Origin of the sequence: Flavobacterium sp. LHD-85 (assembly GCF_030929595.1) — a bacterium.
Classification (GTDB): domain Bacteria; phylum Bacteroidota; class Bacteroidia; order Flavobacteriales; family Flavobacteriaceae; genus Flavobacterium.
Window position 1 is genome coordinate 245,353 of the sequence record NZ_JAVFVR010000010.1, and the last position, 19,167, is coordinate 264,519.

The window sequence follows — 19,167 nt, forward strand, 5'->3', positions numbered from 1 at the left end:
TCAACTGGATAGCTTTTTAATTATAACAACAAATTATCTAACTCACTTAATTAAAAACCTAAATGAAGAATTTAAAGAAAACAGCCATCTTGTGCTTTCTCGTTCTGTCTTGGTTCTTGGGCAATGCACAAGAAAAACCAATAAAAAAAGAAAGCTTTGACATTATCAATCTAAACTACAAAGGCTTAGAAAAGGTAAACAGTCTTTTTAACACTGCCAAATACGATGAAGCAGCACGAGAACTGCTAACGTATTATCGCAACAGAAAAACCGTTAAACATCCTGATTTTAATGCGGGAGACGAAAATAGATTTCGAGGAAAAGAAATTGGTAAGGCAAATCAGGAAAAAGCAGATAATGCTCTGGAACATAAATTTCAACCTCAAAAAGGGTATGGCTTTTATGATTACGGAAAAGATATTAACTGGGAATACTGGCCTGTAAAAGACAATGAAGTCCGCTGGCAATTGCACCGCGTTACATGGTGGCTGCCAATGGGAATGGCGTATCGCAGTTCTGGAGATGAAAAATATGCTAAAGAATGGATTTCACAGTTTCGCGATTGGGAGAAAAAGAATTACTTAGGAAGTTCTAAAGAAAATGATTCTTTTGCATGGCGTCCATTGGAGGTGTCAGATCGTGTGCAAAGTCTGCCTCCTACATTCAATTTATTTGTAAATTCTCCGAACTTCACTCCTGCTTTTTTAATGGAATTTTTAAATTCTTATAACAAACAAGCCGCTTATATTCCGGAACATTATAGCAAAGAAGGCAATCATTTGCTGTTTGAAGCACAACGTATTTTGGGAGCGGGAGCATTTTTTCCTGAACTGAAGCAAGCTGATTCATGGCGCAAAAGCGGTATCGAAATCCTAAACCGCGAAATAAAACTGCAAGTGCTTCCAGATGGCATACAATGGGAACTTTCTCCTATTTATCATGTTGCGTGCATCGATATTTTTCTGAAAGCTTATAATTCGGCTAAAATGGCTGGCGTAGAAAAAGAATTTCCAGATACTTATTCGAAAACCATCGAAAAAATGATTTTAGCTTCGGCAAGTATGATGTTTCCTAATTACAACAATCCGATGTTTGGTGATTCTTGGCTGGTTGAAAAAGAAAGCCGATTAAAACAGTATAAAAGCTGGTCTAAAGTGTTTCCCGAAAATGCACAAATCAAATATTTTGCAACCGACGGCGCAGAAGGAAAAAGTCCTGATTATTTATCGAATGCCTTACCAAACGGCGGATTCTATACTTTTAGAAACGGATGGAACGACCAATCGACTGTAATGATTGTAAAAGCGGGACCTCCAGCAGAATTTCATGCTCAACCAGATAACGGAACTTTTGAACTTTGGATTAAGGGAAGAAATTTTACACCAGACACAGGCTGCTACATTTATAGCGGAGACGAAGAAGTTACCAAAAAGAGAAACTGGTTTCGTCAGACTAAAGTCCACAGCACTTTGACAATAGACGATCAGAATATGGTGATTACCAAAGCAGAACAAAACAAGTGGCAGACAGCCAAAAACCTAGATATTTTAACGTATACCAATCCAAGTTATACCGACTTGAATCATCAGCGCAGTATTTTGTTTATTGATAATAAATACTTCCTAATAATCGATAAAGCGATAGGAAAAGCAACTGGTAAATTGGGCGTTCACTTTCAGTTAAAAGAAGATAGCAAACCGGTTTTTGATAAAGCAAACAACAAAGTGTATACAGCTTATGAAGACGGAAACAATCTTTTAATTCAATCTTTAAATGCAGATAAACTTGCTTTAAATGAAGAAACTGGAAAAGTTTCTTATGCTTACGCGAAAGAAGTTTCTAGACCTGCATTTGTTTTTGAAAAAACGAAAAATGATGTAAAAACAGAATCATTTATAAGTATTGTTTATCCTTTTGCAGACAAAGCTCCAGATATTAAAATCCAGCCTAACAAAGACAATGATTTTGAGAAAGGAATCATTAGTCTAAACATTGTAATTGATGGCAAAAAAAGTGAGATTAAAACTCGACTTAACTAAACATTACAATTGCTCTTCTAAAAAACGTCTAAAATTAATTTTAGACGTTTTTTTTATAACCATTCCGTAGGAATGTCTGGTCGGTAGAATTAAAAATGAATCATAGTTATACGTTCCGTAGGAACGTTTGATTAATCACCAGACATTTTTATTACCAAAAAAAGGTGTCCCTACAGGACACTGTACTCAACGCCATTTTTTTTTCTACCAACCAGATATTCCTGCGGAATATTAAATATCCTTATGAATATAGAATTTGTTTTTTATACCCCTCAAATCTTTATAAAAACATTTTTTCTACTCTTTGTCATTTTACTATTTTCAATTAATAAGGTTAATCTGAAACTCTTCTTTCTAAACAAATCTTCGAGTCGAATTTGAATTTGTAAAGATAATTTTACGTAACATTTTACTTCATTTCGCTTAACTTATAATTTTTACGCAAACGATTTAGAGATTACTCGTAATTACTAGCTTTGCATCAAAAATTAATTTAGCAAAACATCACCAAATTCAAATTAAACCCTGATTTTTAAGGACTTTAAACAACGTATTAATCAAATTCAATAGCATTTTGGACGCATTCAAAACTGTCATGGAAGCCCGATTTCTATATTTGTTTCAATTAAAAATCAAAAAACATGACTAATCCAAAAAAAATGACCAGGCTTTTACAAAATTTATATTTATTGCCTAAACGTAAAATTCCCCTGCCCCTTTTCGCAAGTTAATTTATTGTTATAATTTTCTCCACAGCGTCAATCCAAAAAATACAATGTGGTGAATTAGTAAACAAGATCAAAACCAACTTAAATAATATCAACAGGAATTCTACTTACTATCTAATTCCTCTTTAAAGAAAAATTATGAAAAGGATTATATTTTTATTCTTACTGCTAACCACCTGTAAGATGATGTATGGGCAAAACAAAATTACCGTAACTGGTAAAGTAACCGATGCCCAAAATCTGCCAATGCCTGGAGCAACAGTTTCTGAAAAAGGGACTCAAAATGCTACTGTAACTTCAATGGATGGAGATTATCAAATTAAAGTAAAACCAAATGCAGTACTTGTGTTTTCTTTTATCGGAACAAAATCTAAAGAAGAGCATGTTAAAAACAGAACAGAGATTAATACCAAACTAATTGATGATACTAACAATCTTGATGAAGTTGTGGTTGTTGGATATGGAACAAAGACAAGAAAAGATCTTACCGGAGCTATTTCTTCTGTAAAAGGTCAGGAATTGGCCAAAGTTCCTGTACAGAACGTAGCCCAGGCATTGCAAGGTCGTATTGCGGGTATGCAGGTAACCATGTCTGACGGAACCCCAGGTGCTGAGCCTTCGTTAAAAATTAGAGGAGGAACTTCTATTACCCAAAGCAACGAACCTTTGTATGTTGTTGACGGAGTAGCTCAAACGGGCGGATTAGGCTTTTTAGATCCAATGGACATCGAATCTATCGATGTTTTAAAAGATGCCGCGTCGACTTCTATTTATGGCGCGCAAGGCGCAAACGGAGTTGTATTGGTAACAACTAAAAAAGCAAAAGGCGGGAAACTTACTATAAGCTACGATACTTATGGCGGTATAAAAACGATTGCCAAAGAACTTCAGGTAATGAATCCTTACGACTACACTAAACTAATATACGAATCTGCGACAGATGATGCGAGAATGCAGAAATTTGTAGGCGCTTATGGAACTTATGATGAGTTAGAAGGTTTGTATAAAAACAGAAAGGGAATTAACTGGCAAGATGAAGTTTTTGGAAATGCTGTTGTAAATCAGTACCATAAAATCAGTATTAGCGGAGGCGAAAACGATACTAGATACAATGCATTTTATTCTGTAAATGATGACGAAGGAATTATGCTTGGAACGGGTTCTGTAAAAAACATTGTGAAATTAAACGTGATTAACAATATCAGTAAAAAATTCTCTGTAAATGCGATTGTAAACTATTCAAATCAAAAAATCACTGGACTTTCTACTTCAGAAGGCGGAAATGCGAGATTGAGCATGCTGCAGAATTTATTGCAATACAGACCAACAATTGGAAAAACAGGATCTGACGAAGATTTAAAAACTTTATTGGTAGATCCTTTAGACAATCAGGATTCGCCAACATTCCAAAGTCCACTTATTACAATTGACAGTCAAAAAAGAGAAGCTATAAATAGGTCAATCAATATGAGTTTACAATTGCAATATAATATTACACCAAACTTAGTTTACCGCGGATTAATCAGTTATACTGACAACAGCAATAAAAGCAAGTATTTTAATGATTCCAAAGGTATTCAAGCTATTAGAGCTGGTGGCGCTAATGGTGGCGTAACGCATAATATTGGAACTCGTTTAAACTACAACAACGTTTTAACGTACAGCAATATTTTTAACAAAAAACATAAATTTGATGCTACTCTTGGACAAGAATACATCTACAATTATACGGAAGGCGTTACTGCAACCGCATCTGCTTTCCCTAATGTAAACTTAAGTTGGGATAAATTACAGCTTGGAACCATTGCCGGAATCCCGACAACTTTTGCAGAAGATGATAAATTGCTTTCTTTCTTCGGAAAAGCCAATTATGCCTTTAAAAACAGGTACTTATTCGCAGCTAGTTTAAGAGCCGATGGATCTTCAAAATTTGGAACTGAAAACCAATGGGGATATTTCCCTTCTACTTCAGTTGCTTGGAGAGTTATTGAAGAGAATTTCATGCAAAAACTTCCTGTGTTTTCAGACTTAAAACTTCGTTTAAGCTATGGTGAAGCAGGAAATAACAGAATTGCAAATTATGCTGCTTTAGGAATTTTTAACTCTGGTTCTTATCCGTTAAACAACCTAACTAATATTACTGCTTTTCAAAACAACCTTCCTAATCCGTTCTTAAAATGGGAAGCTACCAAATCGACTAATATTGGTCTTGACTTAGGTTTTTTCAAACAAAGAATTTCTTTAACGACTGAACTGTATGAGAATAAATCAAAAGATCTTCTTTACAACACTCGTGTTCCTGCAAGTTCTGGTTTCAAAAAGCAATTTCAAAATATTGGAGCAACTTCCAACCGTGGTTTAGAATTTACGCTTAATACGATAAATATTAAAAACGATAATTTTATCTGGAATACCACTTTCAATATTGCTTTTAATAAAACAAAAGTGTTGGCATTAAGTGAAGGCGAAACTTCATTAATTACAAACAGTTACACAGACAAAAACGACTATATTCTGAAAGTCGGACAGCCAGTTGGAACCATGTACGGATATGTAAATGATGGTTTGTATCAAGTAAGCGATTTTGATTATAACCCAACTACAAAAGTGTATACTTTAAAATCGGGCGTTGCAAGCGATAATATTGTTGTACAGCCAGGGTTTATCAAATTTAAAGACATAAATGGTCCTGACGGAAAACCTGATGGCGTAATAAACGATTTGGACAGAACGATTATTGGAAATGCAAATCCAAAATATACTGGTGGTCTTAACAATACGTTCAGCTACAAAGGAATTGATTTGAGTGTTTTCCTTGATTTTACAGTGGGTAACGATATTTACAATGCTAACGTTTTAAACAACTCTAGGCTTAACCTAGACAACTTAAACACTTTTGCAATCTACGCTGATCGATGGACTACGATTAATGACGCTGGACAGCGCGTTACCGATCCTGATGAATTAACAGCTTTAAACGTGGGCAAAAAGTATCCAGCTTTTAATGGTAATGCTACTGGACGTTTGTATAGCGATATTATCGAAGATGGTTCTTTCTTAAGAATTAATAACATCAGTTTAGGTTATACATTGCCTAAAGACTGGCTGAAAAAATCTAAAATCTCAAATTTAAGAATCTATTTTACGGCTTATAACTTATATGTATTTACCAAATATTCTGGTTATGATCCTGAGGTAAATGTTCTTAACAATGCCATTACCAGAGGAGTAGATTTTAGTGCTTATCCTAGAAGTAAATCCTTTGTTACAGGATTAAATATTTCATTATAATTTAAAGTTTAAAAGATGAAACACAACATATTTTCACGCAAAGCAATGGTTATAGCAGGTGTAGCCTGTCTCCTATTGCCTCTTAATTCCTGTGACAAAGATTTAGACGTTACGCCTTATTCTTACTTTACCACAGCCAACTTTTTTTCTGATGTAAACGAAGCCAATATGGCAACGTTGGGAGTTTACGAAGCGATGTCATCAATGGACAGTTACGGATGGAACATTTCGTTAATTTTTGATGCTGATACCGATATTGAACAAATGTCGGGAATTGGTGCCGACGACTGGCGAACCATTGCACATTATCAGGGCATTTCTCAAACCAATACTTTCTATTTGGCTTGGAGTAAATTGTACGAAGGAATTGACAGAGCTAATGTGGTTATAGAAAGGATTCCGCAAATGGAATTGTATACCAACGGAACAGAAACTCAAAAACAGCAATTAAACCGTTTTCTTGGCGAAGCTAAATTCCTTCGCGGATTTTACTATTCAGAATTGGTACGTTTATGGGGAGATGTACCATTTAAAACAAAAAGTTCACAATCGGGAGATAAACTAAGCGGTGCCTTAGTTGATCGCCAGGAAATATACACACAGGTTATAAAAGACATGCAGGAAGCTGCTTTGCTTCTGCCAGAACAGATGCCAACAGACGAACGCATCAATAAATGGGGCGCAAAATCTATGCTGGCAAGAGTGGCTTTATTTGCTGGAGGATATTCATTAGGCGCAGACGGAATTATAAAGCGACCTACAAACTATAAAGATTATTATAAAATTGCGCAGAAGGAAATCAATGATGTAATGGCGCAAAATCCATACAAATTGAATCCCTCTTATTCTAAAGTATTTAAAAACCAATGCCAGCATGTTTTAGAACCAACCGAAAATATTTTCCAAGTCGCCTTCTATAATCCATCAGGAAATATAGGAAATGCTTCATGGATTAGTAATTTTAATGGTCCAACAACGGCAAGCGGCGTATATCCGTCAAATATTGCTAGATGTTTGGTTCCGAAACCTTTTTACAACAGTTATAACGTCGCAGACCAAAGAAGAGATTTCTCAATTGCCACTTATCAGATTAATAATCTGGGGAATAAAATTCCGCTTTTGACTACCAATCAGGACGAAAGATGGACCGTTTCAAAATGGAACAGAGAATTTATGACCAATACAACTGCAGAAAGAGTCTACACACACATCAATTGGGTAATTATGCGTTATTCTGATCTGCTTTTAATGCGTGCAGAAGTAGAAAATGAATTAAACGAAGGTCCAAATGCACTTGCCTACGAAGCTATAAACCAAGTTCGAAAAAGAGCTTTTGGAGGTGATATACAAGGAAGCCAAATTGCAATTGATTTAAAAACAAAAGGAACTGGATATACAAATGCTGCAAATGTTGTAATTCAAATTACTGGAGGCGGTGGTACAGATGCTGCTGCAGCAGTAATTAACCTTGCCAGCGGAGGCGTAAATACTATTGGAATGCTTCGCTCTGGAGATGGCTACACTTCTGTTCCAACAGTAACCATAACCAGTACAGACGGAAAAGGTTCTGGAGCAACAGCAACAGCAAGATTGCTAACTAAACCGACAACAGCACAAATAAACCTACCGGCAGGACTCGATAAAACAGCCTTTTTGAAAGCCTTACAGCAAGAAAGAGCTTGGGAACTTTCTTTTGAAGGAATGCGCAGAGCCGATTTGATCAGATGGGGAATTTTAGCAGATAAACTGGCTGAAACAAGTGCAGCAGTAAAACAAATACGTCCAACCTACTTTTATCCTTCTATTACCAATTTTGTTACTGGAAAACACGAATTATATCCTTTTCCACAAAATGAAACGGATGTCAATAAAAGTATCACACGCCAAAATCCGAAATACTAAGTGCTTACTATCTATTTTAGAAACCATTCATGTTTAATGTTAGTGCAGAACTTCGGTTCTGCATTAACTGTTATTTGAGAAAGCAGATTTTAGACTAAAAACCGTTGTTTTTAACGAAATCTAATAGCATTTTGAACAAATTCAAAACGATGAATAAACAATGATTGGTATTTTCGTTTTTAGATTCAAAGCATAAAATAAAAGAATCCACTAGTAAAATAGAGATGAAATTTCAAAAAAACATATTCGTTTTGTGCCTTCTAGGAATTTTAAATATTCCATTACTAAACCATGCACAAAATGCTAGCCGCCCGAACATTTTAATCATTATGACCGATCAGCAAACCGCTGATGCAATGAGCAATGCAGGAAACTCAAACCTGCATACGCCTGCGATGGATAAACTGGCTCAAAATGGAGTTCGTTTTACCAAAGCCTATTGTGCACAACCCTTGTGTTCGCCATCACGTTCTGCCATTATGAGCGGTAAAATGCCTTATGAGACTGGTTTTATTGGAAATGCACCAGAAAAAGACGGACAATGGCCAGATGATTTATTAATGATGGGGAAAATTTTCCAAAACGGAGGATATAAAACAGGTTATGTTGGAAAATGGCATCTTCCCGTTCCTACTTCCAAAAAAAGTCAGCATGGTTTTGAATATATAGAAAATACCAATTTTCAGGATTACAACGATGCTGCAACGCCTTCTTTCTGTGCAAGATTTATTAAAGAAAATAAAAACACGCCTTTTTTACTTGTAGCCTCTTTTTTAAATCCGCATGACATTTGCGAATGGGCACGCGGAGAAGATCTTAAAATGGATGTTTTAGAAAATGCTCCATCTCCAGACCAATGTCCACCACTTCCTGCCAATTGGAAAATTCCAGAATACGAACCCAAAATAGTACGCGAACAGCAAAAAGTAAGCTTTAGAACTTATCCATCAGTAAACTGGACACCAGATCAATGGCGTCAATATCGTTGGGCATACAATAGACTGATTGAAAAAGTAGACAATTATATCGAAATGGTTTTGGCTTCGCTAAAAAAATACGGCATCGAAAAAAATACAATCATTGTCTTTACTGCTGATCATGGTGACGGTTATGCAGGACACAGCTGGAATCAGAAACAGATTTTATACGAAGAATCGGCTAAAATTCCGTTTATTATTTCAAAAATTAGAGAATGGAAACCAAGTACAGACGAAATGTTGGTTTGCAACGGAACAGACATTATTCCAACAATCTGTGGCTTTACTGGAGTTTCAAAACCTTCTTATTTAAAAGGAATCGATTTAAGCAAAAAAATAGCAAATCCAGATTTAATACTTCGCGATACTCTAGTTATAGAAACCGATTTTGCCGATAACGAAGAACTTTTAGGAATTAGCGGACGTGCCGTAATTACTCAAAATTACAAATACATTGTTTACAATAAAGGCGATCTAAAAGAACAACTATTCAATCTAACCACAGATCCAGGCGAAATTACAAATCTAGCCGTAAACAAAACGTATGAAAAAGAACTGCTTAATATGCGCCGTTATCTAAAAGAATGGTGTAAAAAGAATGGCGATTCGTTTCAGTCTGGACTATAAATCATTCAACACCAAACAAATGATCAATAAAAAAACATATATCGTAGCGTTACTTTTGGCAACCTTCCCTGTTTTCAGTCAGAAACAGCAGGCTGTCATAAAGTTAACCGCCGAAAAACTTCACTCGAGAGTACGCGAATGGCCTTATCCAGTTAATGGTATTACAGTTCCAACAAATGCTCCTGCCCTTCTTTGGCCGGGAACAAACGGAAAAGAAATGGTGAAACCCATGGAAAGTGGCAGTGAAGTTAAAGAAGATCCAAACATTGGCAACGTACGATATAAAGTTATGCTTGCCAGCGATAAAAATTTTACCAAAAATGTAATTGCTAGCGCCGAACAGCGTTGGGCAGTTTATCCTTTGCATCAGGCGCTACAAGCCGGAAAATGGTATTGGAAATATGCTTATGCCCTAAAAAACAGCAATCAATGGACATGGTCTCCCACTTACGATTTTGTAATTGATGCCAAATATGCAAACGAAAAAGTTTCTCCGCCAGTAAGTGAAGTTTTAAAACGAAATGAAGGTGCACATCCGCTTTTATGGAATATGCATACCATTGGTGAGGATTTTTACAAAAACAATCTTGATAATCCTGAAGCTAAAAAGTTCATCGCTTTCGCGGAAAAGTTAATGCTGGCTCCTCTTCCAACTGAGAAACCACAGCGCGTTATTGATACAACGGGAAAAAATCCTTTAGAGAAAAAGATTATTATCGAACGAATGTACCATGGTTTTGGCGATGCTGTTGGAACTCCTGTTCGCAATTTATGCATTGCCTATCAGCTTACTAAAGACGAGCGTTTTATTTTGGATGCGAAACGCAGAGCTATAAACATTGCCAACATGAATCCTGACGGACTAGCAACAGGCGATGACTTTACAGGCGGTGCCGTACTCGAAGCTTTAGGATGGTTTTATGATGCAGGTTATGAATTCTTATCTCCACAGGAAAAAGAACTTTTTAAAAACATCATTAAACTTAGAGCCAAAAGAGTTTACGATCATTTGCCAAATCGTTTTGAATTGCACGTTAGCGACAATCACGTTTGGCAGATTACCATGCGAAACCTTGCAATTGCAACAGTTGCGGTTATAAATGATGTGCCTGAAGCAAAAGAATGGCTTACGTATTTGTATGAAGTTTGGTCGGCGCGTTTCCCGGTTTTAGGCACTACAGATGGTGGCTGGCACGAAGGAAACGGCTATTTTAGAGTCAACTTTAAATCGATTATTTATCTGTCTCAAATGTTTGGCGATTTTAGCGGAGTCGATTATTTTAAACTGCCTTGGATGCAGAATCTGCCTTACTATATGCTTTATACACATCCTAACAAATCGGCAAGTACTGCTATTGGTGACATGTGGGAGAATATTCCGTACATTACAAAAGGCGAAGCTTGGTTTGCAGATGCGCTTACTTATAAAATTGACAATCTGTATTTGAACTGGTACGTTGACGGTATAAAAAGAGATTATTCGAAGTATTATCATGGTACAGACGACTATCTTCTTTTCCGCCTTTTAAATTATAAACCAAACCGAAATTTACCTGCTTCCTCGCCTTCTGTTTTACTAAAAACACGCAAATTTGGAGATGTCGGTGTTGTCGCGATGCACGAAGATTTAGCTAATGCCGATAAAACGTTAAGCAGTTATTTGTTCAGCAGTCCGTTTGGTTCTTCTGGGCATGGGCATGCTTCGCAAAATGCTTTTACCATCAATTATAAAGGAAAAGTAATCTTTGGAGGAACGGGTTATTATAGTAATTTCAGTGACAAACACAATCTTCTCGATTATCGATCAACAAAAGCATACAATACCATTTTAGCCGACAGTTTAAATCAAAAAATTGGTGAAGAAGGTTACGGATGGATTCCGAGAGCGATTGCTGGAAAACGCATTCAGTATGCTCTAGGAGATGCCAGCAATGCGTATGGCGAAATTAAAAGTGAATTTTGGCTGAATAGATTTGAACAAATCAAAGTAGTTCCGAGCAAAGAAAACGGTTACGGAGAATCTGGCGTAACATTGTACAGAAGACATATGCTACAATTAGAAGGCGGATATATTGTTTTATATGATGAATTGGAAGCGAAAACTCCAGTAAAATGGACAACTCAGTTTCATTGTCCTTATTACACAATTGAAAGCCAGAATTCCGAAAATTCAAATCAACAGCAATTTGCAGTTAAAACCGATTTAGGAAGTGTTACGGCTAATGTTTATGCTGAAAGTCCGTTAAAAATGGCTGTGCATAATCAGTTTTTCGAAGCTGCTGTAAACTGGAATAAAGTAACCAATGATGAAGGTGAAATTAAAGAGTTTAAAGATCAATGGCACGCAGGGATTACCTCTCAGCCAAAACAAAAATTTAGATTCTTAACTATCATCCAAATTAGAGGTGGGAAAACAGAAGTCATTAAAACACTATCCAACAAAGATGGATTTACAGCTTTACAAGTTGGAGAATGGAATATCAAAGCGCAATTAAACGGAGAAAAACCTGCGGCATTGCAAGTTTCAGCAAACGCAGTAAAATCGATGTTTAGTTATGGAAATCTGCCTATTCAATTTGAAGGAAAAAAGTATACGCCAAACATCGATGGAAGTTCTTTGTTGCTTGAAATTGATCATGCTAAAGTAATCCGACAAGAGACGATAGATGAATTGCCAGATGTGGCTAAATATGACAAAAATTAAAAAATGGTAAGACGCCTTCTTTTTCTTTAATTTAGAGCAATTGTTTCACTCTCCTGCAAGGTTTTTAAAACCTTGTAGGTATTTTAAGAAATCGAAAAGAAGCATCAAAAAAGAAAAAATTATAGCACTAGTAATACCTACAAGGTTTTAAAAACCTTGCAGGAAAAAACAAGAATCATTTTAATAAACATGAGAAAAAAGATTGCCATAACAGTTCTTTTGTTCATCGTATTTTTTATAATAAAAGTTCACGGACAAGTGCAAGACCGCTATTTCCGAACCATTTCGGTTGATAAAGGCTTGTCGCAAAGTTCTGTTTTTGCCATTCAACAGGATACCTTGGGTTTTATCTGGATTGGAACGCAAGACGGATTAAATCGTTATGATAGTAAAGGTTTTAAAGTGTATCGCCCAATAAAAGACGTTAAAAACAGTCTGCAATCGTATTACATTCGAAGTTTGTTTACCGATCATAAAGGACAATTATGGGTTGGCGGGAATCAGGGCATTAGTGTTTACAATTACAATACGGATAGTTTTATCAATTATCCGCTTCCGCGAAATATTGGCGAATGGTACATTTCTGCTATTACAGAAGATAGTCAGCATAGAATCTGGGTTTCTTCTATTGCAGGAGATGTTTTTGTGCTTTCTCCAAATGAAAAGAATTTTGTTCCGATAAAGTTTAATGCTTCTTCGCATGAAATCAAAAAAATCGCATACATCGGCATTTGGCAAAAACAGATTTTATTAGGAACAGATGTTGGTCTTTTTCAACTGAATTCACAATCTCACCAGCTTTCAAAAATAAATCTGACTTCAAAAAAACCTTATATCAATGATGTTTTTATTGAGGGTAAAAAATTATGGGTGGCTACAGAAGGCGAAGGTGTAATTGAATATAATGCTCAAAACAAAACCCTTACTTCTCTACTTCATCATGCAGGAAACAATAGCATTGCCGATAATAACATTAGATGCATTAACAAAGACACCGAAGGAAATTTATGGTTTGGAACGTTTAAAGGTTTGAGCATTTATAACCTTAAAAACAACGCATTCAGCAATTATTCACACCAAATTTCACAGCCTTATACGATCAGCCAGAATTCGGTTCGCTGTATTTTTAGAGATAAACAAAACGGAATCTGGTTAGGAACTTATTATGGTGGTTTGAACTATTATCATAAAAACGATATCAAGTTTAATCTTTTAAGCCAAAATTCAGGAAAACCATCTTTAAACGATGAAGTTATTGGCGTTATCAAACAAGATGCTAAAGGCAATTTCTGGATTGGCAGCAACGATAAAGGACTGAATTACTGGAACAAAAATGGCAATACCATCAGTTATTATTCTAATAGCGAAAACAATCCGAACAGTTTAAGTTCGAACAATATTAAAGCCATTGAATTTGACAATAACGGAAATGTTTTAGTGGGAACGCATAACGGCGGATTGAATATTTTGAATCCGAATACAGGTTTGGTGCAGCGCTTTCGCCACGACGAAAACAATCCGAACAGTATTGCGGGCAATTTGGTTTATAGTTTACTGAAAGATTCTAAAGGCAGAATTTGGGTCGGAACACGATCAGGATTGGATCAGTTTCATCCCGAAACCAAAACATTTACCCATATTCATTTGGATAAAGCAGGAAAAAGACCCGTTTCTGACGATATTACTTTTCTTTTTGAAGACAGCAAAAAACGAATCTGGATTGGCACCACAAACGGTGTAACACTTTTTTATCCTGAAACACAATTATTTGGCACTATTGGCCACGGAAAATTAAGCGATGACATTGTAAACTGCATTACCGAAGATGAAAAACACCGAATCTGGATTGGAACGCGAGAAGGTTTACGATTGTATGATGAAACGCAGGAATCTTTCATCAGTTTTAAAGCAAGAAAAGATTTCTTTAAAGAAACGATTTACGGCATAATTCCAGACGATAATAACTTATGGATTTCTACCAACACGGGATTAATCAAGTTCAATCCAGACAAAGGTTCTGTGCAGACTTTTGACGAAAGTGACGGTTTACAGAATAAGCAATTTAACGATTATGCATTCTGCAAAGCAACGGATGGAATGCTGCTTTTTGGAGGTATAAAAGGCATTTCGTATTTCTATCCGTCGATGATCAAACAGAGTCCGCTTCCTTTAAAACTAAGTTTTACGACTTTAGAAGTTTTAAATAAAACGGTTGCCGTAGACGACGAAACCGATATTTTGGAACAGCATATTGATCAAGTTAAAGAATTGGAAATTGGACCAGAATACAAGCAATTCAGCATCTTTTTTAATACGTTCAATTACATTTCTTCCAACAGAACTTACTATTTCTATAAACTCGAAGGTGTAGATAAAGACTGGCAAAGAACAGACGAATTGAAGGTAAGCTACAGCAATTTATCTGCGGGAAAATACAATTTTCAGATAAAAGCTGTTGGTCCAAATGGTGAAATGAGTGCTGTTAGAAGTTTGCAAATTGTAATACTTCCGCCTTGGTACAAAACAATCTGGTTTTCTTTGTTACTTCTTGCTATTATTGGTACAGCGGTATATATTGGCTTTAAAATCATTAAAGAAAGAATTCAAGCCGAGCAGCAGTTAAAACTGGAAAGAATTGAGAAGGAAAGAGTGAGCTATATCAACCAGATTAAAATGGACTTTTTTACAAATGTTTCTCACGAACTCAGAACGCCTTTAACGTTGATTTTAGCTCCTTTGGAAGAATTATTAAAAATGCCTTTTGCTGATAAAATCACCAAAAAGAAACACGAACTTATGTTTATTAATGCCAAAAGGCTTTACAATTTAGTCGATCAGCTTTTTGAGTTTAGAAAAACAGAAATGGGAACGCGTCCTTTAAAAGTGGGTAAAAGCGACATTGTTCGTTTTACACAGGAAATTTTCGAATCGTTTAAACCGCTTTCAGAAAAAAACAACATTCATTATACTTTCCACTCAGCCGAACCGCAGCTTGTGTTTCTTTTTGATAAAGATGCAATGGAGAAAATTTTGTTCAATCTTTTGTCTAATGCTTTTAAATACACCAAAGAAGGACAAAGTATTCATGTGGAATTATTGAAAAAAAATGATTCGGTACAAATAAAAGTCGCTGACACGGGAGTCGGAATTAGTGCGGAGAATTTATCTAAAGTCTTTGATCGTTTTTATCAAGTAAACAACCGAGAAATGAATTTGGGCTCTGGTGTTGGTCTGGCTTTTACAAAACGTTTGGTCGAATTGCATCATGGTGAAATTAGCGCCGAAAGTGCCGAAGAGCAAGGAAGCACTTTTACAGTTGCCATTCCTATTTTGGATCAGGTTTACAAAAACGATCAGCAAATAGAAGAATCATTATACGATTTGTCTATTGTTACTGATAATGAACTGAATAATGAAAATGAGATTGAGGAAGAAAATGAAATAATAGACAGCAACCAGCCTATTAAATTACTGATTGTAGATGATAACAAGGAAATTCTCGATTATCTGCAGGATTATTTTAGCAAAACTTACGATGTAACGGTGGCACATAACGGACAAATGGCATTAGATTTATTAGAAGTCAATCCTTTCGATTTAATTATTAGCGATGTAATGATGCCCGAATTGGATGGGCTTCATTTTTGCAAACGTGTAAAACAAAACATTAATACATCGCATATTCCGTTGATGCTTTTAACAGCGCGAAATGAAACCAGCCAGCAGATAAAAGGTCTTGAAATGGGTGCTGATGATTATATTACAAAACCATTTTCTACTCCATTATTAGCTGCAAAAATCACCAATTTATTACGTTCCCGTAAACGATTAAAAGAATATTATTCTGTTGGAAAAGAAATGGTTCCCGAGAATATTGCATTCAATACTTTAGATGAAGAATTTTTAAAAGAAGCAATTAGAATTGTCGAAGATCATTTGGCAGATTCTGAATTTACTGTAGATCATTTCAGCCGTGAAATCGGAATGAGCCGTTCGAATCTTTATATCAAATTAAAAGCAATTACAGGCGAATCGGCAATGGATTTTATAAAAAGAATCCGTTTTAAAAAAGCTGTTGAATTAATGCAGAGTAAACGATATACAATTGCTCAAATAACCTACATGTGCGGTTTTAATTCGCCCTCTTATTTCTCGACTGCTTTTAAACAGCATTATGGCTGTATGCCAAGCGAATATTTGGCACGATTAGAAAATACAAAAGAATAACATACAACAACACAACGAAACCTTAATGCAAACATTTCATCAATTGATCCTAAGAACCTAAAAACGGTTTAAGCCAACTTTCTAAAACTCGAAAAATTATATCCGAAAAAGCACTTTTACAAGTCGGACAGCCCAATCTATGCCTTAACTGAACTTATTCATTCAAAAAATCTTCAAAATAAATCTCATGAAATTTTTACACTTTATCTTACTGTTTTGTGCATTACCTTCTGCACTTATAGCTCAAAACAAGACTGGCATTACCATTACAAACAATTCTGCCCTAGACAGAAAAGAAACGGTTACAGCCATAAGATGGAAAGATATTCTTGTCTCCTATCCGCAGATTGATACTGCCGATTTTGTGGTTATTAACAGTAAAACGCAAAAACAGATTCCGTTTCAATTGGAACACAAAGGACAATCTGCAATTCAGAATTTACTAGTTCAAATAGATCTTAAAGCGAAAAGTTCGCTACAGCTTTTCATTCAGAAAGGAAAACCTGAAAAATTTACACCAAAAACTTTTGCTCGATTTGTGCCTGAAAGATTGGACGATTTTGCTTGGGAAAATGATAAAATCGCTTTTCGTGCTTACGGGAAAGCTCTGGAAAAAACAGAAGGCGATGCTTACGGTTTTGATGTTTGGGTAAAAAATACTTCTAAACTGGTTCTTAATGACCGTTACAAACGCAACGATTATCATATCGATCATGGTGATGGACTTGATTACTATCATGTTGGGCATACTTTAGGCGCAGGAAATATGGCTCCTTTTGTAAAAGATACGATTCGTTATTCTGGAAATTATCATCAATGGAAAATATTGGATAATGGGCCGCTTCGCACGACTTTTCAATTGATTTATGACAGCTGGAATGCTGGCGGAATAAAAGTGAAGGCTACAAAAACCATTTCTATAGATGCTGGTTCACAGCTTAATAAAATTGAAAACAATTACACTTTTGACGATAAAAACCCTTTGCCTGTTGTGGTTGGGATTATAAGACGTGATAAGCAAGGTATAATGGACTTAAATGAACAACAGGGAATTATGAGTTATTGGGAACCCACTTTTGAAAAAGAAGGAACTACCGCTGTCGGTGCAATATTGAGCACTCCTGCCCAAAAAATGTGGGTAGATAAAGAACAGCTGCTAGCCCTAACTTCGGTAAGAAATAACGAACCTATTGTTTATTATTCAGGCGCTGCTTGGGACAAAGCGGGGCAAATAACCAATTCTAAACAATGGCAGGATTATTTGGATCATTTCAATCAGGAACTTCAAAATCCTTTGATTGTGAATGTGAAAGAAGCATCAAAAACAAAAAAATAATTAAGAATACTATTAACCAAAAAACAAAAAAATGTCAATTAACTTATTTGATTTAACAGGGAAAACAGCGCTAATTACAGGAGGAGTTCACGGATTAGGAATGGCAATGGCTAAAGGTCTTGGACATGCAGGTGCAAAAATTGTAGTAAATGATCATTCTTCGCAAGAGGCTGTAGACAGCGCAATTGCAGAATATAAAGCGGAAGGAATTGATGCTTATGGCTATTTATTTGATGTAACCGACGAAAATGCCGTAATTGCCGCAATCAGCAAAATTGAGGCTGAAGTTGGGCCTATCGATATTTTGATCAATAATGCCGGAATTATTAAAAGAACTCCAATTATCGAAATGGAAGTTGCGGATTTTGAAGCGGTAATAAAAGTAGATTTAACGGGTCCTTTTATTGTTTCTAAAAATGTGGTTAAAGGAATGATCAATCGCGGTGGCGGAAAAATCATTAATATGTGTTCTATGATGAGCGAACTAGGAAGAGATTCTGTAAGTGCGTATGCATCGGCAAAAGGTGGCTTGAAAATGCTGACTAAAAACATGGCTACAGAATGGGCTAAATTCAACATTCAGACTAATGGAATTGGTCCTGGTTATTTTGCAACAAGCCAAACAGCGCCAATTCGAGTAAATGGTCACCCTTTTAATGAATTTATTATGGGAAGAACTCCTGCTGGACGTTGGGGAAATCCAGAAGATTTGCAAGGAGCTGCTATATTTTTAAGTTCAAAAGCCAGTGATTTTGTAAACGGTCACGTAGTTTATGTAGATGGCGGAATTCTAGCTACAATTGGAAAACCATCAAACGAATAATACTTCTATAACTAGCGCATTAATCTCTTCAAATTAATGCGCTATCTTCTAATAGCAATTTGCTGAATTCTAAAATAAGCTCTAGAGTCTTCTTTTTACAACTATAAATGCTTCTGATTCTATTAAAAGCTCATCAATAGGCATTAATTTCATTAAAACATCTAAATTAGCTTTAAGAAACTAATATAAAACTTCTAAAACTAAAATCACTATAGTTATTATTATGGCGTTTCCCGCCACGGCGGGCCGTGCTGTCCGCTGTATCTTTTGCGGGCAGGGCGATAGGGGAAAAAAGAAGTTCTGCATATCCCGCAAAAGGATGCCGCTCCCATCACTAACGCATCAGCCAATAAGAAGGCATCAGGGCTATAGCATCGCAGAAGCCTTCCGGATATTCAAAATTCCCAAAAACAAAAAACCCCGTTTCGTTAGAAACGGGGTTTTCAAAAGAAAGGCGACGACATACTCTCCCACAATAATGCAGTACCATCTGCGCAGGCGGGCTTAACTTCT

General features: G+C 36.0%; 8 protein-coding genes. All 8 read left to right on the forward strand.

Going from position 1 to position 19,167, the window contains the following annotated elements:
- The first annotated feature begins 62 nt into the window (after nt 1-62).
- The 8 genes from hepC (at nt 63) to RB618_RS17365 (ending at nt 18,654) form a co-directional block, all read left to right on the forward strand.
- Nucleotides 63-2,039 carry a heparin-sulfate lyase HepC gene (hepC, locus tag RB618_RS17330; protein ID WP_308069894.1) on the forward strand — a complete coding sequence of 659 codons (1,977 nt, stop codon included), beginning with the start codon at nt 63-65 and terminating at the stop codon, nt 2,037-2,039.
- 866 nt (nt 2,040-2,905) lie between these two features.
- Complete coding sequence (locus RB618_RS17335; protein WP_308069895.1) at nt 2,906-6,058, forward strand: TonB-dependent receptor; 3,153 nt, start codon at nt 2,906-2,908, stop codon at nt 6,056-6,058.
- A gap of 15 nt (nt 6,059-6,073) precedes the next feature.
- Nucleotides 6,074-7,960 carry a RagB/SusD family nutrient uptake outer membrane protein gene (locus RB618_RS17340; RefSeq protein ID WP_308069896.1) on the forward strand — a complete coding sequence of 629 codons (1,887 nt, stop codon included), beginning with the start codon at nt 6,074-6,076 and terminating at the stop codon, nt 7,958-7,960.
- A 224-nt stretch (nt 7,961-8,184) separates the two neighbouring features.
- Entirely contained in the window at nt 8,185-9,564 is a 1,380-nt protein-coding gene (locus tag RB618_RS17345; RefSeq protein ID WP_308069897.1) for a sulfatase-like hydrolase/transferase, read from the forward strand.
- On the forward strand, nt 9,536-12,268 hold the full coding sequence (locus RB618_RS17350) for a DUF4962 domain-containing protein (RefSeq protein WP_308069898.1): 2,733 nt from the start codon (nt 9,536-9,538) through the stop codon (nt 12,266-12,268). Before RB618_RS17345 ends, RB618_RS17350 begins: the two co-directional genes overlap by 29 nt.
- A gap of 189 nt (nt 12,269-12,457) precedes the next feature.
- Entirely contained in the window at nt 12,458-16,495 is a 4,038-nt protein-coding gene (locus RB618_RS17355) for a two-component regulator propeller domain-containing protein (RefSeq protein WP_308069899.1), read from the forward strand.
- 187 nt (nt 16,496-16,682) lie between these two features.
- Nucleotides 16,683-17,831 carry a DUF4861 family protein gene (locus RB618_RS17360; protein ID WP_308069900.1) on the forward strand — a complete coding sequence of 383 codons (1,149 nt, stop codon included), beginning with the start codon at nt 16,683-16,685 and terminating at the stop codon, nt 17,829-17,831.
- 31 nt (nt 17,832-17,862) lie between these two features.
- Nucleotides 17,863-18,654 (forward strand): gluconate 5-dehydrogenase, encoded by a 792-nt coding sequence (locus RB618_RS17365; protein WP_308069901.1) that lies wholly within the window; start codon nt 17,863-17,865, stop codon nt 18,652-18,654.
- Nucleotides 18,655-19,167: the final 513 nt, after the last annotated feature.